This window comes from Leptolyngbya sp. CCY15150, assembly GCF_016888135.1.
Lineage (GTDB): Bacteria > Cyanobacteriota > Cyanobacteriia > RECH01 > RECH01 > RECH01.
Map to the genome: position 1 here is coordinate 1 of NZ_JACSWB010000113.1, position 20249 is coordinate 20249.

Sequence of the window (20249 nt, forward strand, 5' to 3'; positions counted from 1 at the left end):
CAATGAATGTCCTATCTTGCCCTTGAACTCGCAGCCGCCCATTCCGCAAAACACCCCAGCGTCCATCGCTAGTCGATACTAAAGCCATTGAAAGAATCTCCTTACCAGTGACGTGAACTGAAGCAAGCTCATGCCTGTCTTCCAGCTATTCCTTGCGGTGGGCTGAGAATGCATCAGCGATCGCTCAACCATCGCCACGTCAGCATACCTGATCCTTTAGACCCTTTGAGGGATCATCATAAGAAAACCACACTCGCTCCATTTGAAACGCTAATGTTCATACAACCTTTACACTGCGGTATCGGTCATGGCCCAACGCCTAGGTGTTTTCTGGAGCCCTAGCATCATCGAACTCACCCACGAAATTCCAGAATGATGGGAGCACACAGAGTAAGAGCGATCGCGGAGAGGAGAGTTAAGCAAACATTATCAAACATAACTAAATTTTATATAAAAGAAGAGGTGTTATTTGCTGAAATTATAGCTAGTCTGTGAGGTAACCGTTGTACCTCCTTCTTAACGCCATGTTGAACTCATCCATCTTCAGATCTGTGCTAAAGAATGGCTGGCAGAGCACTAGTTCCTTTTCATGGGATATAGTCAAGCCGCTTCGTCAGTGGCTCAACCAATTAGCCATTCACAATCTCGCCCAGGCCCGTTTAATTTGTCAAATCATTCCCGCTCAATGCCCTTTCGAGCGAGAAATATGCCTGGGAAATCGTTTATCCATCAAAATTCCGCCTCTTTGCAAACTTAACCCGCTCTATGAAGAAGTGGTTGGTCTACGCTTTCGAGCGCTCACCTATCTAGCCGAAGAATGCCCTAACGATGTCCGTCACTATTGCTAAGTTTCCAGTACCTTAAGCAGTCATTCTCAAGCTCAATTTTTTTCAGAATATTATGACTAATCCTCGCCCTTCAACGCTTCCCTGGTATCGCTGGCTTAACAATAGCTATGTTATTCGGCTATTAGAAACCGTCCAAGATTTGATTGTGATTTGCCTTTGTATTGGGCTATTCAGCTTTATGGTTTTGCAGTTGCGAGAGATGGTGTTGTCGCTCCTGCCTCCATTACAGTTTCAGCCAGTCACATCAGACATTTTGTTTTTGCTCATTCTGGTTGAGCTATTTCGTCTGCTGATTATCTATTTACAGGAACACCGAGTTTCTATTGGGGTAGCTGTTGAAGTTTCAATCGTCTCAGTGCTTAGGGAAATCATCGTACGAGGCGTTTTAGAGACCCCTTGGGTGCAAGTTTTAGTCGCCTGCGTATTTCTGCTGGTGTTGGGCGCACTACTGATTATTCGAGTTTGGTTACCTCCAACATTTGATGGCATTGATCCAGAGCAATTAATATCAGAAAGGCATCGTTCACGTCTTCATCAGCAAGAAAAACCTGTCTCGTCTTCATCGACCGTTTTTACCCCCCCAAGGACAGAGGTATTGTCAGACCAACTCAGGAACTCACAATAACGCATTGGTTTAGAACCATGCCACTCTTATCAGCTTTGAGCAAGTGTATCGGTACTATTTCCCCGTTGCCCATGCAGTTGGGGTGACTCAAAGAGCGATCGCTCCCTACCATACCCATTAGCGTAGGAAGAGCGATCGCTCTGTTAGAACATCGAATCTAACTACCTTAACGTAAGATAGTTAGACCCATGACCTAGCGTCATTCATGACCTCTAGCTATCAGCGGGCTTGGGCTTCACATGGTCTGGATCAAAAATTCCCTTGGGTACAATACCATGAACGCCCCAGTTGCCATCCACCACTTGGGTAATAGCAAAATCTGCACCGACGGTGATCAGCGAAAACGCTTCATCTTCCGTGAGGTTCATGCCATTCATCAAAAAGTCGCGTAGCTTGGCCGAGCTATCTTTCAAGGCTGGATCGAGAGACGACAATTCATAGATTTTGGATTGGGCATCTTCTCCCAGAGCTTCCAGATAGTTGGGATAGGTAAAGCCATGAACAATCCAAGAATCTGGCGTTTCCAGTAGCGGATAATTGACCCCTTCTAGAATTGTGCCAGGGAGGTCAGCCTGTTTGTGGAGCACAAACTGAAATACTCCAGTAATCGACGTTTCGATCGCCGTGCCATCCAGTTCCGAGTCTCCTTGGGAGGCATGGGCATCACCGCCGGAGAATAGGGCACCCGGTACGGATACGGGGTAGTACATGGCGGTACCCATGGCGATGTTGCGGTTGTCGATGTTGCCGCCAAAGTAGCTGGGCGGAATGGAATCCACCACGTCAACCTCGCTAGGGGCAACACCCATAGAGCCTAGGTGCAGCCGCAGGGGAATTTTGACGCCCTCTAGGGTATCGTCAATTTCGGTCACGGTGTCGTGGTCAACGATAATGCCGGGATAGTCGATGGTGTCGTGAACGGTTCCATCTGGAGTGGTTTGGGGTGTCCAAACATAGCGATAGGCGGCGGTGGCGTAGTCTAGCTCGCCGGTAGCGTCCATTTCATAGAGGGTAATCACTTCCCGAGGCTTAGGATCGTCTTTATAGTTATCGTATTGAAAACCCCACCAAGCGGAGGCATTGGAACCAAAGGTTTTGCCCGCATAGTCTGGGTTACCGCTGGGACGCAATTTTAGATCGACAACGCGCACCTCTAATAGGTCGCCGGGCTCTGCGCCACAGACATATACAGGCCCCGTGAGAATGTGAACGCCGGGGCCGCGATCGCTCACGGTCTTCTCGTCACTTGTCCAATGATAGATACTCTCAATGGCCGGGTCACCCGCAATCATGCGATCGTAGTCATCACCGGCATGGTGGGTGATGGTTTCCAGGGTGACATAGTCTTGGGAATTGACGGAAATAATCGGGGCTAGATTCTTGCTGTAGAAGCCCCAATGCACCGTTTCAGGGCTAGCGGCGACCTTGTAGTGGCGGGGGCTCGCGGTACTGGTGCTACAGGTTGTGGGTAGGCTGCTTTCCAGGGGTGGAATGCCGTCACTAGCAGCGGTTTGACCAGCGGGCAGGAAGCTGGCTCCTAAACATAGCGCTAGCGTTGCAACAAAGAGCACTGACCAAGTTCTTAGCCAGCGTTTTTTTCGGTTTTCAACCATTCTTCTCCAACAAGGATTGACGCGGGTGTACGGTCTCCATGCTTCTTGATTGGGGAGATCCCGTCTGTATCATGGATATCTATTTCATGAGTGCTTCCACGGAGAAAATAGCTATCCAGCTCCGGGCAGAGTCTATCTCAGCAGCCTAATCTTTCCTAGCTAAGATAAGTTTATCTGTCTAGGATAAACCGCCATCCTCCCGCACAGTCCCTTTTTGATCGATGGCGATCGCTTGCTCTAGGGCAATCCGTTCCCGCGATCGCCTGGCATAGGGCTGTAGCTGGTCTATCGACTCCCCTGTCAAAATACTGAGGTTCTCCAAACTCATACCCCGCATCAACATTTCAATGCACCAGGTTTGCCGAGCTTGATCAAGACGGGGAGGTGCGCCATTGGGGGCTACCAGGCCATCCGTGAGCTGCTGCCACCAAGTTTGTAAGGCTGCCAGCGACCAGCGATCGCCCTCCTCCGTGATAAATAGACTAGGATGATCATCCTTGCGGCTCTTCAGCCATTGGGTCAACGGGTTTCGGGTATGGGAACCATAGCGATGGCCCAAAATCCATCGATTGAGCGGCACCTGACGGATATCGTCCTGCATCACTTGAATCAGATGCTGTTGGCTATCACTCACCTGATGCGATCGCTCCAAAGCGATCACTTCCCCTGGTCGTAGCCCCGCTCCAAATAGGATATAGGCTATGGCATAGTCTTGAGTCCCCTGTTTCTTGGCCCGCAACAACAGCGATCGCACTAGCCCGGGCGGCAAATCTACCACCACATCCCCTAAGGGCTGATGCAGCACCAGGGCAGAGGGCAAGGCGGACGAGGCATCGGTAGCCAACACACCGTTTAACACTAAGGTCGGCAGTTGATCCAAAAAGCGATCGCGATCGCCTCCCAGAAAACCATGGGTATCGCTACTCAATTCCAGCACCGCGTAGCCCAACACCAGCGTGTTCAAAAACTCCGCCACCGTTTCCAGCGGCACGGTCAAGGGCTGGGGATCGTGTGACAGTGCTACTTGCAGATAGTCCTGGGTATAGCGATTCATCTGCTGAAGCTGCTGGCCCAGAGCTTGGCGAGTCTCTGGAGGATAGAGCCCCGACTCACCCACCAGCGATCGCACAAATTCGGGGACTGCTTCCAACTGCTGCAACCAGGCTGCACCATAGCTCCGCAACGCCTGAGACAAACTACTCGGCAGGGGCAAAAATGCCGGAGCGATCGCCTTGAAGGATTCTCCATGACTGGTTTCCAACAGCGCCAATAGCAAACCATGCTTGCTTCTAAAATGACGAAACAGGGTGACTTCATTCACCTCAGCCTGATCAGAAATTTCCCGCGTCGTGGTTTCGGTAATTCCTTGGTGAAGAAACAGGCTAAGAGCAGCCTGCATCAACCGTTCATGGGTAGAAGGTCGAGACTCTGACATGGGTCTTTCTAAAGAAAATGTAAGTATTACTTGCAATTTTGCTGCGAGGGTTGTTATAGTCACAGTGTAAGCATCACTTGCATCCACTGTATCGCATCTTCCCCAACCCTGGTCTCTCGCCAAGGGTTCACCGGAGCAGTCGAGCAAGGTTGAGCGCTTATGATCCTTCACCCTTGAGATGTCAACTGACTATGACAGCAAACCCTCAATCTGCCCCACGTCCTCTGTCTGAGAGCGATCGCTCTCCCCAGAGCGCACCCATGGATCCCTCATCGCTCCCGATCCATTGGGTCAGCATTTTCTTCTTCGGCACTGTCCATGCTGTGGCGCTCCTCGCACCGTGGTTCTTCTCTTGGTCTGCCCTAGGCGTGATGCTTGTTTTGCACTGGCTCTGCGCTAGCATCGGTATCTGCCTTGGCTACCATCGTCTGCTCACCCACCGCAGCTTCCGCGTTCCCAAGCCAGTGGAATACTTCTTTGCCACCATGGGGGCTTTGGCGGTTCAAGGCGGGCCAACGTTCTGGGTTGCTGGACATCGTCAGCATCACATGTACACCGAAGATGTAGATAAGGATCCCTATTCAGCCCGTCGAGGTTTTTGGTGGAGCCATATCCTTTGGCTATTCTATGATCGCCCCAGCGTTTTTGATCGTAAAGAATTAGTTAAATATGTTCCCGACCTAGCCCGCGATCGCTACTACCAATGGCTGGATCGCTACTTCCTGCTCCTGCAGGTGCCCCTAGGTGTGGCTCTCTATGCTCTAGGCGGTTGGTCGTTTGTCATCTACGGCATCGCGGTACGGTTAGTCCTCGTCTGGCACGCTACTTGGCTCATTAACTCGGCAACGCATAAGTGGGGCTACCGTCGATTTGACGTTAGCGATAATTCCCGGAACCTTTGGTGGGCAGCGCTGTTGACCTATGGCGAAGGCTGGCACAATAACCACCACGCCTACCCCAACGTTGCAAAGGCTGGCCTAACTTGGTGGGAAGTGGATCCAACCTGGTGGGTGATTCGCGGCTTGCAAATGATGGGGATTGCCAAGCGGGTGATTATGCCCCCAGATCTCCCAGCCAAAAAGGCATAGATCATTACACTTGATATGAATCAACCAACTGGGCTATGTCAACCATGGCCCAGTTTTCTATGGAGCGATCGCTCTAAGATGAGATTAATCTGGCATTGCATAGCAGTATGATTTTAGAGAATTGGGCATACCGTTCCAGACCCTATAGCTAAACATTTATCTTCTAGTGCAGCAACACCGAGATTCATCTTATTCATCCTATACGTTCGCCTGAATCTTGCTCTCAAGCAGACAATAAGGTGGGGACTACGTTGAGATGCGCTCTAAATCACGAGATCGTCGTTGTGAACCGTTCAACAATAAATGGGCACTAGGTACCGCATATAGCGCTAAGATCGTTGTACCGCCTAGACCTCCAGCGATACAGATTGCTAGGGGTGGCCAAAATCCGGTCGCGTCAAATAACAGCGGGACAAAACCTACCAAAGTCGTTAATGTCGTGGCAATGACATGGCGGGTAGAACGACCTACGACCTGAATCACCTCCTGTACATCGCCATGGCGTGCTAGCGGATGATCTCGCAGAGCAGACAGCACGACAATCGAGTCATTAATCGCCAATCCTACAAGCCCTAGGGTACCCAGAATAGCTGTAAAACCAAAGGGATAGCCTGAAATGTACAGGGCACCTAGACCCAATCCGGCAGCACAGCCAGCGATCGCTAAGATAAGTCCTGCTGCCGCAAAGGAATTAAAGGAAAGCACAAGGGTTGAAACCATCAGCACGAAAAGTACCCCCACCGTAGAGAGTAGGTTGGCGATCGAGGAACCCCGCGCATCTTCTTCCCCTCCTAACTCGATACGATAATCCGGCGGCAAGCTCACGTCACTCTGTTCCAAGCGATCTAGAAAGTCTGCAAGAACCTGAGAGGGCAACACCCCAGCCGTGACATAGGCCTGGATGGTATTCACCCGCTGTCCCTGGCGGCGAGCGATCGCAGGTTGATCGGCCATTAAACTCATCTGTCCTAAGGTGGAAAAAGGAACCCGTTGCTGTCCCACAATATCGAGAGAGTCTATGGTATCCAGACGCGATCGCTCCTCATCGCCCACCCGCACCCGCACGGGCATTTCTTCATTATCTTCAAGAATAGAGCCACCCACGACTCCTTCTAAATAGGCATCTAGCTGTGCAGCAACCTCTGATTTCGTCAGCCCAATACGACGGGTCTCTTCCTCATCTAGGATTAGCCCAAGTTTAGGTAACGCTTCGCTGAGGGTCGCACGGGTATGACGCACCTGTGGCGTTTGGGTCAGAACTTCGCGGATCTGGTCTCCTAGAGATCGCAGGTGTTCTAAATCTGGGCCATAGAGTCGCAGTTCAATCGGTGCTTCAAAGGGAGGCCCTTGTTCCAATTGCCTAACCAAGACCTGAGCAGAAGGAAGAGTGGCATCCAAATCTTGCTGTAAATTTTGGATAAGATCTGCGTCGGCAGTTTGATAGACTTGCACCAACGCTTGAGCATAGTTTGGAGAGTCTTGCTGACCACCCAAGACATTGTAATAGAAGCGGGGAGCAGCCGCACCTAAAAACCAACTCACCTGCTGCACGTCAGGATAGGTTACGAGTTTCTTATAGGCTTGGTCAGCTACGGCTTCTGTGGCTGCAAGCGAAGACTGAATCGGCAAACGCATCTCAATGTAAAACTGATCCCGTCCGGCAGGAGGAAAAAACTGCTGGGGCAAAAGAGGGGCAACGGCAAATCCGAGAATCGGCAGCACTAGACCCAGAAGAATACCTAAAACAGGACGGCGAAAGGTAAGCTTCAGCGATCTGTGATAGAGCTGAGCTAGCCAAGGCGAGTGCCAACCGATCTGCCACCAGGCTGTTCCTGAAGCACCCCCTAGATAATGTAGGCGTCCCATCAGGGATGGAATAACCGTCAACGCTAAGATTAATGAACTGGTTAATGCCAAAATCACCGTTGTGCCAATCGTGCCCGTGAACTCTCCTACACCCCCAGGTGCTAGGGCAATCGGCAAGAAAGCCAGGACTGTGGTTAGCGTAGATCCCAGCAACGGCACTGCCATGAACCGCACACTCTGTTCCACGGCTTGTGAGCCTTTTAGACCAGATTCCAGGCGAATTTTTACCTCATCTACCATGATGATAGCGTTATCGATTAACAGACCTAACGCAATAATCAGTCCCGTAATCGAAATTTGGTGTAGAGGAATTCTAAGCAGGTTCATCATGCCAAACACCATAAGACAAGATAGCGGCAATGCCAGCCCCACAATTAAAGATGACTGCCAGCCCATGATCACCCAAGTTACAAGGATGACTAATCCTGCCCCAATCAATAAATTACCTAGAACAGTATTCAAGCGGGTTTCCACATAGCGACTTTGGTCTAAAATCACCTGCAGTTGAATGCCGCTGGGAAGATAGGCTTGAAACGTCTGTAATTTTGAACGAGCCATCACGGCCCATTCATCTAAACGTTCCTGGGATTCCACCTGAGCAGCGATCGCAATCGCAGGCTGCCCATCCAACAGTGCCTTCTCAGGTAGAGGTTCACGAATGCTGCGCCTCACCTGAGCTATATCGCCCACATAGATAAACTGACCGTCAGTACCGAACTGAATAGGGGTACGGCGGATGCGTTCCAGAGAATCCAGCTCTCCCTGAAGCTCCAGCAATAGTTGATTCTCAAGACCACGCACCTGACCGGCAGATACCCGAGCATCACTGCTCTGTAACTGTGCTGCCAGCATCTGTGGCGTGATGCCCAGTTGCCCCAACTGTACAGGATCCACCTGCACCAAGATCTCCTCCTCAGCCGCCCCAAACCGTTCCACCGTTTTTGTCCCTGGAATGCCGCGTAGATCCTCTTGAAGTGTTTCTGCTAAACGGCTCAAGACTCCGTAGTTTGGAGGCTCTGGCAAATCCCACACCAGTCCTACAATCAAAGCATTAGCAGAAACATTGGCAACATCTACCTCTGGTTCCAAGGCTCCGGCCGGCAATAGAGCCATAGCATCCGAGGCTTTATCTCTCACCTGCGACCAAATTTCATCCACGTTCGCGATCGCCTCTTTGAGTTCCACCTCAATCACAGAAATGCCCAGACGAGAGGTCGATGTAATGGTGTCAATAGCGTCCAGTTCTCGCAGCTCTTGCTCAATGGGATCGGTTATCAACGTCTCGATCCGCTGCGGACTGGCTCCCGGAAAAAGGGTCGTTACTGTAGCATTACGGGCCGTCAGTTCTGGATCTTCTAAACGCGGCAGGGATAAGAATGAGCTAGCACCCCATAGAAGGATCATGACCAGTGTCAAGATCAACAGTTGTACATTGCGGAAAAACAGATTTGACATGACTGAGATCCAGGCTAACAGGCTTGCTTGATCGTTGCAGAAAACAGCAGATAGGCTAGGCTCTGTTTTAAAACCTGCTAAACCCCTTGATCTTTCCTACGAGAGAATCAGAGTTTGGATGAGTTTTAAAACACGCCCTAGAGTTTATTGGCGTTACTGAATAAGTATGATTCCGCAGAACTTTGCAGGAGGCTTCAGCACTGCTAGGTTAAAGGTTATGCCTTGACTCAGCAGCACCAGATTCTTAAGGATGTAACCTGACTATCTGACCGGGCACCAAACGCTGAGAACCTTCAGCCACCAAGCGATCGCCTGGCTGCAGCGTACCTCGTACAAGGACTCGCTCGGTTTCCATATGCAAAATTTCTACCTCTTGCCGGTTGACGAGAAAACGCGCTGGCTCTTGAGCATCTTCATCTGGCGTGACGGTATAGACAGTCCACAATCCCCGTACTCCTGGTACTAAAGCTGTTGTGGGCACCCAATAGCCGTCACTGGAGATGCGATCGCTAATCATCAACCGAGCTGTTTGTCCCGACGGTACACCATTCATATCCACATCTAGTAATACCGTCACAGTGCGGCTCGCGGGATCAACTTCAGGTAAGACCGAAAGCACTTGAGCGGGATAAGACCTATCTCCGATCGCTACCGTTTGAGCCGATCCAACCCTTGGCACATGCTGAGGCGGCACCCCAATTCTCGCCTCCCAAGATCCAGTTTCCACCAGCCGCAGCACTGGTTCTCCAGACCCAACCACCGCGCCCTCATCCACGTAGCGCAGGGCAATGTGTCCAGAAAACGGTGCATAGAGAACGCGTTGGCCCAGGGCAACATCTAGGCTTGCTAGGTTAGCCTGAAGCTGTTGGATGCGGGCCTCTTGGGCCACAATCTGCTCTGGGCGCGTCCCCGTCTGCAGTTCCTGCTGCTGCTGCTGGGCAGCCGTGAGGCGGGCCCGCAAGGATCCGACCTGGTAGGTCACTTCATCCAAATCCTGTTGAGCGATCGCTCCTTCTGTGAATAACATCTGCCGCCGTTGGTGAAGCAGTTCTGCCAGATCCAGTTGATTGCGAATGTCGTCCACCGTTGCAGTCGCAGCCGCGATCGCTTCCTGACGCGGCCCGGCCTCTAGTTCCTGGAGCTGCGCTTGGGCCACAGCGAGCTGAGCCAAGACGGCCTGTTGCTCAGTCTCTAGGGTCTGGGTATTGAGATAAGCTAATGGCGCGCCCTCGGTTACTTCCATCCCCTCCGTCACCGCAATTTGGGTGACTTCACCGCCCTGCTCAAACCCCAACTCGCTACTGCGTCGCGCCTGAATCTCACCGGTATAGGCTCGCTCCACATCATAGGCCTGCACCGGCTCAATGACCAAGGTCGCAACCGGCAGAATCATCTCATCATCCGCCTCAGAGGCCAAACTCTGACGAGATGCCTCCGAAGCGGGTAGGACTTGCAGTCCCACCCACCCACCTACACTCAACAAGGCTCCAGCGATGGCTATCCTAGACGGCCATCGTCGCCGATGGCTGATGGCCAACTGTCCTGCTTTTGTCTGAGTTTCCGTCATGGTTCCTCTGAAACACAAGTTGACTAGCTAAATAGTTGCATACTAAATTTGTTGAGTATGCATGTCAGTGTATTCTAGAGTCATATACCTGTCAAGTACTGTCTATGTCCCTCTCCCATACCATCCTGGCTAACCTAGTACACCATCCCACCACGGGCTATGAGCTTGTTAAGGATTTCAATGAACGCATTTCCTGCTATTGGCAAGCCAGCCAACAGCAAATCTATCGGGAATTAAGCCGCATGGAAGAGCAGGGTTGGATTGAAGGAGAGCGAGTCATCCAAAGCGATCGCCCCAATAAAAAGCTCTATCGTGTCACCGAACTAGGGCTCAACGTTCTAAAAGACTGGCTTGTGCAACCCTCGAACCCAGCAGCGATACGAGAAGAGCTGTTGGTGAAGGTCTTGGCAGGCTACTTGGTGGATAGAACGGTGATTCGCGCTGAGGTAGAGCGGCGACGGCAGTATCACCAGCTTCGCCTTCAACACCATCAGCAAACCGAGCAGGACTATTTCCAGGATCTAGGATCTGCATCACTTGCTATGCAGTTTATCTATCGCACGCTGCGGCGAGGCATCCACTATGAAGCCGACTGGATTGCTTGGTGTGATGAGACGATCGAGTGGCTGGATAGCATGGCTGAAAACCAAGATCCTAACGGTGGTCAGTCTGGTTGAGACTTGGTTGACTGACAAGTCTGGTGTTGCTGAGTCAGTAATTCTCAGGTTAAACAAAGGTACAGTGCCAGCGCTCCCGCGTTGATACCTGTCTTGGTCGCTCCTGCGACTCTTCTCATGCACCCAGACCTAGCCGCAGGAGAAGAGTCGCAAAAGCATTCCCACGCTTAGCATAGGAATGCTATCAAAACCAGGATCACAAGTAGGTGGATCCCATTCAATGAAGCTAAGTTGCCGGGTTTCGACGTCGCTCAACCCTCTTCTCATGAAGAATTGGAGCCTTGAGCAACGTTGAAATGCTTGCCAACAGTTAAGTCTTCCCATTTAGCTGTGGTCAGCCTGGTTGAGACTCATCCTAGATTGAATCTAGGTGATCAACAAGAACAGTTCTCCGCGATTTTCCCACAGCATCAATACACCACTGAGAGCTACAAATGTCAGAATGGCGTGGCGAAACTGCTGACGACTCATATGATAGAGGACATACTTACCTAGCCAGTTTGCCGGAATGGCCGCCAGCCCCACCACCAATCCATAGCCCACATACTGCCAACTGAGAATACCGAGCGCCAGGTAGCTAATCAGCTTCAGGCTGTGCATGAGGGTGACGGTGATCGATTTGGTGGCAATGAGATCCTCTTTTTCCAATCCATAGCTAAGATAAAGCGGATTGAGGATCGGGCCCGTACTTCCTACAAGGCTAGAGATAAAGGCATTGATCAGTGAAAGGGGAAAGAACTGCCAGGCTTGAATCGTGATGCGAAGCTGCGATTGATTGATGAACGCCGTCACCGCCATCACAATCAGCAAAATGCCCATAATTGCTTGCAGCCATTCCAAGTTAATTTCCTTGAACGCATAGGCTCCCAGAACAGCCCCAATTAAGGTACCCGGCACATGCCAGAGCGTTAGCTTCCAGTCGATGCGATTCCAGAAAAAGATGGAGCGCTGGGCGTTTCCCACTAGCATTCCCACGGTGATCACCGGCGCAACGGCCTGCGCGCCAAACCATAGGCTAACCAAGGGAATCAAAATGAGGGGACTGCCGCCCCCCGACAACATACTGACAAACCAAGCAAGAAAGCTGACGAGTCCAAGGAGCAGCAATGGCATGGAGTTACGCAGGTGAGATGGAGGTAACCCATTAAGCGTTGACATAACCACCAAGTTTCTTAGTGTTTGAAGTCAAATTTTAATGTGTTGTTACAATTCTACTCGCAGAGCGATCGCCTGCCCATAAAGATTGATCGAGATCAGCTAGGTGAGCCTCAAAAGGGCAGAGGCGCTGAGAGGGTCAGCCAAGTCTGGCGATGGGGATGGCAAAGGGTGAGGTGATGGGCGTGGAGGTGCAGGCGATCGGCCACCCCCCCGCCATAGAGGCGATCGCCCCAGATAGGACAACCCAGCCCCTGGGCGGCATGAACGCGCAGTTGATGGGTGCGACCGGTGATGGGTGCAAATTCTAGGCGGGTGCGATCGCCCTGGCGATCGACGACGCGATAGTGGGTATGGCTGGTTTTTCCCTGAGGGTGAACGAGCTGGCGAGGGGCATGATCGGGGTCTGCTTGCAAAGGCAGATCGATGTGGCCTTGATCGGTGGCAACGTGACCGATGACGATGGCTTCATAGGTTTTTCGCACTTGGCGAGCTTGAAACTGCTGCCGCAGAGCGCGATCGCTCTCCGGAGTTTTAGCCAGCAGCAGCACCCCAGAGGTATCTTGATCCAAGCGATGGACGGCAGTCACGTGGGGTAGACGAGAGCGAAGGCGGCTGAGGACACTATCCTGGCGATCGCTGGTTCGTCCTGGTACGGAAAGTAATCCTGCTGGTTTGTCTACAGCCACTAGCCAGTCGTCTTCATAGAGGATGGGCAGGGAAGGCTGGGAGGCGATCGCCTGGGATAGCCCTGACAGCATGAAGCCCATGAGCGGCTGGCAACGGTCAGCGCAGGCTTCGTAAAACCGACCCGCCACGCGATCGCCCTGGGATGGCCCCCACCAAAATTCAGCCATGGCCAAGGGGGTGAGCTGATGGGTGGCGGCGTAGTAGAGCAGCTTGGGAGCACAGCAGTCGCCGGTGCCGCTGGGCAGGTGAGGGTTTAGATCAGGCAGCGATCGCCATTCTCCAGCAAAGTTTGTCAGTTGGTAGGCCTCATGGAGCTGACTCTGCAGGCTCCGAGATAGCTGCTTGCGGGCCTGCTTGATCTGACGCATCTGGGCATCGGCTTGGGCGATCGCTTCTTCCAACGGCTGCAGTTGCTGGCGATGCTGGCGTTTCAGGTGGCGCAACTCGCTTCCATCCTGACGGCTTTGCTGATCTAAGGACTCAAGGGCGATCGCCTGCTCTGTTCCTAGGAGAGTTTGCTGGAGAACAACGCGCTGCTGCTGTCGGTGCTGCTGCCGTTGCCGATGGCGATCGCCCATCTGCTGCCGTTGCTGATCACAGAACTGCTTCACCTCTGCATACTGCTGGCGTATTGGTAAGCTGTGCAGCTCCTGAAGCTGCTGTTTCATCTGCTCTAGCTGGTGCAGTGTCTCAATCTCCGCCGTCCTTAAGGTCTGACGAGCCGGCAGAGGCGGCACCCAACCTGGGCGATCAGTCTGCCCCTGCAGGGTTCCTGAAAACGCCTTGAGCACTTGGATCTCTGCCGTTGCCGTTGCAGCCAGCAGCACCCCATACATCTTGCCCTCCTGAGAACAGATGGGATCTACCGCCAACTCATCCATTACCCGCCGCGCTACAGATTCTGCCAAGGGCGATCGCGGCAGTCGCAGCCAGTCCCCAGTGCTCGGACAGCGTCCCTCATACCAGTAGGCGGCGCACGGTGCCTCATGGGGGGCGATCGCTTCTGGTTCGTACAGCGCTAGGGGTAGAGCAACGGTCATGGACAAACGGTTACAGCTTACTGAATCGGGAGCAAGATCCTGCGATTGCCGTCTTCGTGACTAGAAAGGATGCTTGGATGGGGGCGGCGATCGCGGCTAAGGTTTTCTACTTAGGTAAGAAAGATATGTAAGATTATCCCATATCCCTGAGCATTCCACAATCTCGCCGCCCGGTCATCAGAAACCGCTAGGTTTCCCCCATGGACGGCCGTCGGGCTTGGCGGATTAGGCTGTAGCCAACAACGATCCAAAACAGGAGTAGCCCACTAGTAATGGCCAGCATGGGCCCTGCACCCAGACGATTGATCAACGCCGGAGCCGCCGCTGTAAATAAGCCGCCGCCGACAATCGGTTCAAAAAACAGTTGCTTGTAGGCAAACCCTTCAAACGCGCCGGTGTGGTTATCTGAATCCACCATACGAATCAGCAAAATGCCGGTAGCCGTAACCCCCATAGATTGACCCATGTCGCCAATGCCCTTCTCAAACCAGTAGGTGGGAAAAACCCGAGGGGCCCACCAGAGAAAGATCAGCACATTCCACGATACCCCCACCACGCTCAGCACCAGGAATACACCGAGATTTGCGCCGATAACCTGCAGAGAAATGGAGGCGATCGCGGCCACAATCAACACATCCAGCGCCACCCCGGCAATATTTTGTACCATAGGACGGATAATCAAAGACCCCAACCCCAGACGGTTGAGAATCACCTGCACCACAATGCCACCGATCAGAGCCAAGGGAAACAGCGGCACAAAGGGAAATAGGGCAAAACCCGCCTGCCCCCAGGTCACCGACTCAATCCACTTCAGCGCTTCTAGCATCAGCCAACCCACCGCGATCGCCGCCCCCACAATCGCCGCATTAATCGACAGAGGATCGATCAGCAGGTTGTGCAATAATCTAGCCCGCTGCTGGCGAATTTCAGGCGTTTCAGCCAACACATTCAGGTCAGGAATTTCGGCCGGCTCCGTCACATCCCGGTTGAGCATCGACACATGGCCCTTGCGCCGTCCCCAGTCGGCCAAGGCCGTGCCGCAGACAATACCAGACACAATCCCCACGGTTGCCAGACCTAGAGCCAAGTCCCCCCCATCGGCAAAGCCAAGATCCGACAAGGTTTCGATCATGCCGCCCGCCGTGCCATGCCCTCCTTCAAAACCAATTTCAATCAAGGCCGCCGCCATGGGGTTAATGTCAAACAGGGGAATCAAAATCACAATGGTCACCAAGAGACCCACCACATACTGCCCCCAGGCCAAGGTTTGGCCAAAAACAACTTGGGGCGCGGCCTTACGCCAAATATCGCGGGGAGCTGGGATTGATTCACCCAAAAACAGCGCCGCAAACACCACGTTGATAAAGACCCCCGGCATCTGAGACCAGACGGCACTAATATCCGGGGAAAATAAACCGCCAGCCAAGAGCGTATCCTCACCCCCAATGGAGGTAGCGATCGCCCCCAAAACTCCCGGCCCCAGCAGTAGACCCAGCACTCCAGCCATGATGGAGGAGGGAAGATAGAGACGCTGACACCATCGACTTCGTTGTTTTACAAAACGTCCTGCCAGCAGCAATAGTGCCAGCAGGATGAAGGCAAACATTGCCGTGCGTAGGTTGAACACAGATTCTTCTCCCTGATGTTTTCCTAAGTTATAGATGGAGTATCTTGTGGGTCAAAGGTCGAAACGGCATGCTCAACCCAAAACCCTCAAAACCGTCTAAGGTTCCAACATCCTCTATGGATAGCCCCAACTCTGCAGTAACCGAAGGCACACCTTGACCTACAATTTAGCGATCGCTCATGCTAGTGCAGAATGTTGACGAGAATATATCCCGATCTAGCGAGTTGGCATCAGGGAAGCTTGAAAGCTTTAGCTGTCCTCTCCGTTGCCCATGGGCGTTGCTGAATCACGGTATGAACCTATAGCCAGGAGATCTGAACTCCATGCAACATTTGTGGAATCACACTGCTATCCAGCAACACCGGTAGGGTGAGAACTATTAGCCTCTTCCTATCAAATCCGGCTGAATGGTCATGACTGTAACAGCCCGCATTCAATCCCCCGCTTCGCCTCCCTCGATAAGGGACTATTGGTATCCAGGACTGCCGCAGCCTTGAATCAATGGCATAACCAGATTTGATAGCGTCACCCAGAATGGTTACAGCACCCCAAACTCAATGACATCATGGTCACTGCCCCGTAAAACCGAGGCAATTTGCTTGCCCCGCAGCCGTTTTTGGGTAATTTCTTCTAAAGCTCCTTGTACTGCACCGAGAGTAAAGGACAAATTACGGTTAGAACCCTGGGGTTCCCCAGCAGAACAGACCGTTTCCCGACAAAAAACTTGATAGGTTCCATCAACTTCAAGGATGTTGTCTACGAGGCATAGGCGGGTGCCATCTTTTCCTAGAGCCTTATTTAACAAAGCTGCTAGCTGATCCAACGGTGCATTAGAAGCGCTAAGCTGTAACTCCTTAGCTAAATTCTTACCTCGTAGGCGACCAGCAGCTAAGAGAGCGATCGCTGCTGCTTTTTCTCCTAGGGCCTCTTCGACGCCTACTACAACAGCTTTGAAACATACGATGCTACTAAAATCACCAAGTTCTGGACGAAGCAGGTTGGTACTCATTGTAAAATCTCCTAAAGGGAAAGAAAGTGAAAGACTTTGGTCATAGTTGAATGTCAAAACCGACATTGCTGAATTGCTATATGATTTGCCCTCATCCCCAACCCTTCTCCCCAGGGAGAAGGGAGCTAGAACTCCTGTCCCCTCTCCCTAGGGCTAGGGTGAGGGCGGATTGAGCCATTCATACTTGTATTCAGCAACGCCTCAAAACCTTTAAATCTCGAAGGTTTTAGCATTAAGGTCTTGATCAGATGGACTGATATTAAATCCGATACAAGAGCTATAGGATCTCTCCCACGCTAGCCTTGTTTAACCTTGAAACGTCAACGAATCTTAGCCCTTCTCCGGTGACGAGAAAGCTTGGGGTGAGGGCTGCTAGGATAATGACGTCTAGTAGGTTCCTCATGAAGGGATGCATCAGACTACGCTTTGTGACGTATCAGGATTAAGGTGTTGCCTAGATCGGTAAACGTACTCACAGGATCTCTTTCATGTAGTCCTGTTGCTAAGATCGGAAGCTGTTTGATTCTAGCTTGATGTCTTCTCTTAGGTAAACAACTCTCCTAGGTAAAGAATAGGATAAATAGCGTGGAAAAGAGAACATGTTAAACAATCTTGATGACCATAGCTATAAAACTCCAAACTCAATGACATCATGGTCACTGCCCCGTAAGACCGAGGCAATTTGCTTGCCCCGCAACCGTTTTTGAGTGATTTCTTCTAGAGCACCTTGCACTGCACCGAGAGTAAAAGACAAATTACGGTTAGAGCCTTGGGGCTCTCCGGCGGAACAGACCGTTTCTCGACAAAAAACTTGATACGTTTCATCAACTTCAAGGATGCTGTCTACAAGGCATAGGCGAGTGCCATCTTTTCCTAAGGCTTTGTTCAACAAGACGGCAACTTGATCGAGTGGTAGGTTGGCATTGCTAAGATTTAAGTCTTTAGCTAATTTTTTACCCCGTAGGCGACCGGCTGCTAAAAACGCGATCGCTGCTGCTTTTTCTCCTAGGGCTTCTTCGACGCCTACAATAACAGCCTTGAAGCATACGATACTGCTAAAGTCGCCGAGTTCTGGACGGAGGAGTTGGGTAGTCATCATTAATTCTCCTAAATTCTCCTAAAAGGAATGGAAACGATTGAACGTAAAAAACAGAAGCGTTCTTTTTTCTAAATCGTTGAGGTGAATGCACTGCAAGGAGCTCAAGTTTCTATTCAATGGATCGCCTCAAGCAAGTGAGCAATCATCCGGGGGATGGTGATTCATAAGACCGTGAGCCAACCTGATACCCGTAGTCTGCAACTGTAGAGTGGGGGATATAACGCAGTGGACATAGGGGTGATGGATGCAGAGATGGCCATACTCTGCGATGTCTTACTGGGCTTAGTGTGCCCAAGGCAACAATGGGTAATCACTAGAGATGGATCAAACGTTTCAATTCTTTATAGACAAGCATGGGGCGATCGCCTTCAGCTACCCTAGTCAAGCTTAGATCATATATGATATATAATATATAACACCAACTCAATTGCAGCATCCCGTTGTCCTATGGATGGCGAAACCTCTCTTTTGTGGAGTTTCTGATGACCTTAGATAGCCAGTTGCCGCCGGTTGAGGAGCGATCGCTTGTACTATGAGAATCCCATGGCCACCAAACATACGATTCCTAACCTTGCGCCCAGTCCTCGCACCAGCCAGGCAAATGTCACCCAGCACCTGCGACGATTGATTCTGGCAGGGCATCTACCCCCCGGCACTCGTCTGGTTCAGGCTGACCTAGCGGCATCTTTGCATATGAGCGTCACCCCCATCCGTGAAGCTCTGCGGCAACTGAGCAGTGAGGGCTTGATTGACCTAGATGCCTTTCGCGGAGCCGTGGTTCATACCCCTACCCTGGTGGAACTGGAAGAAATTTTTGATATTCGTGCTGCTCTCATCCCCCTCTCCGTACGTAAAAGTATGGGGCAGGTGACCCATGCCCAACTGCAGGCCGCTGAAGCATTGCTGGATCAGATGGACGCCGAACCTGACCAAGCCGAATGGATTGTGCTGAATCGCGACTTCCACTGGCTGCTCTACGGCCCCATCCCCACCTCTCATTTACATAATATTCTCCAACGCCTGTCTGATATTGCCACCCTCTATATCAATCTATCGTTTACCCAGCATCCTGGCCAGCGTGCCTCCGCCGATGCCGAACACCGGGCTATTCTTGCTGCCTACCGCGCTCAGGACGTAGATCAGGCCACCCACCTGTTGCTCAGCCACATTAACTCAACCCTAGACTCAGCTCGCATAGTGCTTGCCCCCCAGTAACCGATCTCTTTTCCCATCCCCTCAGGAGTTTTGCATGGAATCAACTTGGACTGAAACCGGTGTCTATCGTCTACCCATGGCTGCCCCAGACGATGTCAGTGGCTTACAGCAGTTACTGGAAACAAAGGCGATCGCTGCTGACGATATCGTAGCCATCATTGCCCAAACAGAGGGCACCGGCTATGCCCGAGGCTACAGCGCCCTCTGTATGCAACTGCTGCTCTCGGAGTATTTACATCTTACCCCCCAGGCAGTATTTGATCGGATTCCCATGATGATGATCGGTCTCTGTGGTGGGCTGATGAGTCCTCACTATACGGTTTTTACCCGGCGTACCGTTGCTGCTCCTAGCAGTCCACCCAGCGGCAAACGGCTCACGGTGGGTGTGGCCAATACCCGTGTCTTGCTGCCGGAAGACTATGGCACGCTGACGCAAATCAAGCTCGTCGCTGCTGCCGTGGAGGAGGCGATCGCCCAAGCGGGCATCACTGATTTAGCGGATGTTCACTGTGTGGAAGTTAAATGTCCAGCGATGACCCCAGGTCGCTTACAAGACGCGGCGCAGCGGGGCATGGCAGTGGTGAGCAGTAATCTAGGGCAGGCCAGTTCCTTCTCCAAGGGAGCCAGTGCTTTGGGAATTGCCTTAGCGTTGAAGGAACTGACCATCGATCAGCTTAGTGATGACGTGGTCAATCGCGATCGCTCCTTATTTACCCAAAAGGGATCGGTTTCGGCTGGGGGTGAACAATCAGCCTGTCGGGTTTTAGTGATGGGGAATAGCGATCGCTCTATCAGTCCCTATCGAGTTGGGCACGGAGTCATGGTGGATCAGCTTGACAGCCAGGGCATCTATGCATCCTTATCTAGCGCTGGCTTAGAGGTCACGACACTGCTCACGCCGGAGCATCAGCAGCGGATTGTGCAGATGTTTGTGAACTGCGGAGCTGACGCAGTATCGGCCGTGCGTGATCGCCGCCATACGATGCACAGCGATTTTCTGGCAGGCTATGCCGGAATTGTCGCCAAGGCCGTGGCGAATGCAGTGGTAGCGTCGGTGGTGGGGGATCCCATGATCTTGGCATCTGCGGGTAACGAACATCAGGGGGCTCCAGGCAGTAACCTGATTGCGGCAATTGTACGCGAGGACGGCACGGTCTAGCCGTTCCATTCAACACCCATGGATGACTTTGACCTGTGATGCCTAGGGTTGACACCATCTCAGAATAATATTTTTATCTAC

The 20249-nt window shown here is 52.0% G+C and carries 15 protein-coding genes; 6 read left to right on the forward strand and 9 right to left on the reverse strand.

Going from position 1 to position 20249, the window contains the following annotated elements:
• The first annotated feature begins 524 nt into the window (after positions 1-524).
• Positions 525-848 (forward strand): Mo-dependent nitrogenase C-terminal domain-containing protein, encoded by a 324-nt coding sequence (locus JUJ53_RS01480; protein WP_204150211.1) that lies wholly within the window; start codon positions 525-527, stop codon positions 846-848.
• 52 nt (positions 849-900) lie between these two features.
• Positions 901-1473 carry a phosphate-starvation-inducible PsiE family protein gene (locus JUJ53_RS01485; protein WP_204150212.1) on the forward strand — a complete coding sequence of 191 codons (573 nt, stop codon included), beginning with the start codon at positions 901-903 and terminating at the stop codon, positions 1471-1473.
• A 212-nt stretch (positions 1474-1685) separates the two neighbouring features.
• On the opposite strand, the gene JUJ53_RS01490 is transcribed toward JUJ53_RS01485, so the two are convergent.
• Together JUJ53_RS01490 and JUJ53_RS01495 are read right to left on the reverse strand one after the other, a co-directional pair.
• The gene (locus tag JUJ53_RS01490) at positions 1686-3086 is read right to left on the reverse strand and encodes an acetamidase/formamidase family protein (RefSeq protein ID WP_204150213.1); all 1401 of its coding nucleotides are present in this window, start codon (positions 3084-3086) and stop codon (positions 1686-1688) included.
• A gap of 178 nt (positions 3087-3264) precedes the next feature.
• Entirely contained in the window at positions 3265-4521 is a 1257-nt protein-coding gene (locus tag JUJ53_RS01495) for a TetR family transcriptional regulator (protein ID WP_204150214.1), read from the reverse strand.
• A gap of 260 nt (positions 4522-4781) precedes the next feature.
• Here JUJ53_RS01495 and JUJ53_RS01500 point away from each other — a divergent pair, with 260 nt between their 5' ends.
• Positions 4782-5609: a fatty acid desaturase gene (locus JUJ53_RS01500; RefSeq protein ID WP_204150293.1), complete on the forward strand. Its 828-nt coding sequence runs from the start codon at positions 4782-4784 to the stop codon at positions 5607-5609.
• A 246-nt stretch (positions 5610-5855) separates the two neighbouring features.
• On the opposite strand, the gene JUJ53_RS01505 is transcribed toward JUJ53_RS01500, so the two are convergent.
• Together JUJ53_RS01505 and JUJ53_RS01510 are read right to left on the reverse strand one after the other, a co-directional pair.
• Positions 5856-8930 carry an efflux RND transporter permease subunit gene (locus JUJ53_RS01505; RefSeq protein ID WP_204150215.1) on the reverse strand — a complete coding sequence of 1025 codons (3075 nt, stop codon included), beginning with the start codon at positions 8928-8930 and terminating at the stop codon, positions 5856-5858.
• 244 nt (positions 8931-9174) lie between these two features.
• The gene (locus tag JUJ53_RS01510) at positions 9175-10497 is read right to left on the reverse strand and encodes an efflux RND transporter periplasmic adaptor subunit (protein ID WP_204150216.1); all 1323 of its coding nucleotides are present in this window, start codon (positions 10495-10497) and stop codon (positions 9175-9177) included.
• A gap of 104 nt (positions 10498-10601) precedes the next feature.
• Between JUJ53_RS01510 and JUJ53_RS01515 the strand changes: the two genes are divergently transcribed.
• Positions 10602-11174 carry a PadR family transcriptional regulator gene (locus JUJ53_RS01515; RefSeq protein WP_204150217.1) on the forward strand — a complete coding sequence of 191 codons (573 nt, stop codon included), beginning with the start codon at positions 10602-10604 and terminating at the stop codon, positions 11172-11174.
• Between the two features lie 366 nt (positions 11175-11540).
• Here JUJ53_RS01515 and JUJ53_RS01520 read toward each other — a convergent pair whose 3' ends face one another.
• The 5 genes from JUJ53_RS01520 to JUJ53_RS01540 form a co-directional block, all read right to left on the reverse strand.
• Positions 11541-12287, reverse strand: coding sequence for a sulfite exporter TauE/SafE family protein (locus tag JUJ53_RS01520; RefSeq protein WP_204150218.1), 747 nt, complete (start codon positions 12285-12287; stop codon positions 11541-11543).
• 155 nt (positions 12288-12442) lie between these two features.
• Complete coding sequence (locus JUJ53_RS01525) at positions 12443-14059, reverse strand: RluA family pseudouridine synthase (RefSeq protein ID WP_204150219.1); 1617 nt, start codon at positions 14057-14059, stop codon at positions 12443-12445.
• A gap of 187 nt (positions 14060-14246) precedes the next feature.
• Positions 14247-15686: a sodium/glutamate symporter gene (locus JUJ53_RS01530; protein WP_343327872.1), complete on the reverse strand. Its 1440-nt coding sequence runs from the start codon at positions 15684-15686 to the stop codon at positions 14247-14249.
• Between the two features lie 538 nt (positions 15687-16224).
• Positions 16225-16695: a hypothetical protein gene (locus JUJ53_RS01535; RefSeq protein WP_204150220.1), complete on the reverse strand. Its 471-nt coding sequence runs from the start codon at positions 16693-16695 to the stop codon at positions 16225-16227.
• 625 nt (positions 16696-17320) lie between these two features.
• On the reverse strand, positions 17321-17791 hold the full coding sequence (locus tag JUJ53_RS01540; protein ID WP_239124690.1) for a hypothetical protein: 471 nt from the start codon (positions 17789-17791) through the stop codon (positions 17321-17323).
• A gap of 546 nt (positions 17792-18337) precedes the next feature.
• On the opposite strand from JUJ53_RS01540, the gene JUJ53_RS01545 reads away from it, so the two are divergent.
• On the forward strand, positions 18338-19009 hold the full coding sequence (locus tag JUJ53_RS01545; protein ID WP_204150222.1) for a GntR family transcriptional regulator: 672 nt from the start codon (positions 18338-18340) through the stop codon (positions 19007-19009).
• 34 nt (positions 19010-19043) lie between these two features.
• On the forward strand, positions 19044-20168 hold the full coding sequence (locus JUJ53_RS01550; protein WP_204150223.1) for a ring-opening amidohydrolase: 1125 nt from the start codon (positions 19044-19046) through the stop codon (positions 20166-20168).
• Positions 20169-20249 lie beyond the last annotated feature (81 nt).

What these genes read in the sequence shown, in the direction of transcription:
- JUJ53_RS01540 (WP_239124690.1), bottom strand. Translation starts at nt 17,791, where the DNA reads ATGACTACCCAACTCCTCCGTCCAGAACTCGGCGACTTTAGCAGTATC.
- JUJ53_RS01545 (WP_204150222.1), top strand. Translation starts at nt 18,338, where the DNA reads ATGGCCACCAAACATACGATTCCTAACCTTGCGCCCAGTCCTCGCACC.
- JUJ53_RS01485 (WP_204150212.1), top strand. Translation starts at nt 901, where the DNA reads ATGACTAATCCTCGCCCTTCAACGCTTCCCTGGTATCGCTGGCTTAAC.
- JUJ53_RS01480 (WP_204150211.1), top strand. Translation starts at nt 525, where the DNA reads ATGTTGAACTCATCCATCTTCAGATCTGTGCTAAAGAATGGCTGGCAG.
- JUJ53_RS01535 (WP_204150220.1), bottom strand. Translation starts at nt 16,695, where the DNA reads ATGAGTACCAACCTGCTTCGTCCAGAACTTGGTGATTTTAGTAGCATC.
- JUJ53_RS01500 (WP_204150293.1), top strand. Translation starts at nt 4,782, where the DNA reads ATGGATCCCTCATCGCTCCCGATCCATTGGGTCAGCATTTTCTTCTTC.
- JUJ53_RS01515 (WP_204150217.1), top strand. Translation starts at nt 10,602, where the DNA reads ATGTCCCTCTCCCATACCATCCTGGCTAACCTAGTACACCATCCCACC.
- JUJ53_RS01490 (WP_204150213.1), bottom strand. Translation starts at nt 3,086, where the DNA reads ATGGTTGAAAACCGAAAAAAACGCTGGCTAAGAACTTGGTCAGTGCTC.
- JUJ53_RS01495 (WP_204150214.1), bottom strand. Translation starts at nt 4,521, where the DNA reads ATGTCAGAGTCTCGACCTTCTACCCATGAACGGTTGATGCAGGCTGCT.
- JUJ53_RS01520 (WP_204150218.1), bottom strand. Translation starts at nt 12,287, where the DNA reads ATGCCATTGCTGCTCCTTGGACTCGTCAGCTTTCTTGCTTGGTTTGTC.
- JUJ53_RS01505 (WP_204150215.1), bottom strand. Translation starts at nt 8,930, where the DNA reads ATGTCAAATCTGTTTTTCCGCAATGTACAACTGTTGATCTTGACACTG.
- JUJ53_RS01550 (WP_204150223.1), top strand. Translation starts at nt 19,044, where the DNA reads ATGGAATCAACTTGGACTGAAACCGGTGTCTATCGTCTACCCATGGCT.
- JUJ53_RS01525 (WP_204150219.1), bottom strand. Translation starts at nt 14,059, where the DNA reads ATGACCGTTGCTCTACCCCTAGCGCTGTACGAACCAGAAGCGATCGCC.
- JUJ53_RS01510 (WP_204150216.1), bottom strand. Translation starts at nt 10,497, where the DNA reads ATGACGGAAACTCAGACAAAAGCAGGACAGTTGGCCATCAGCCATCGG.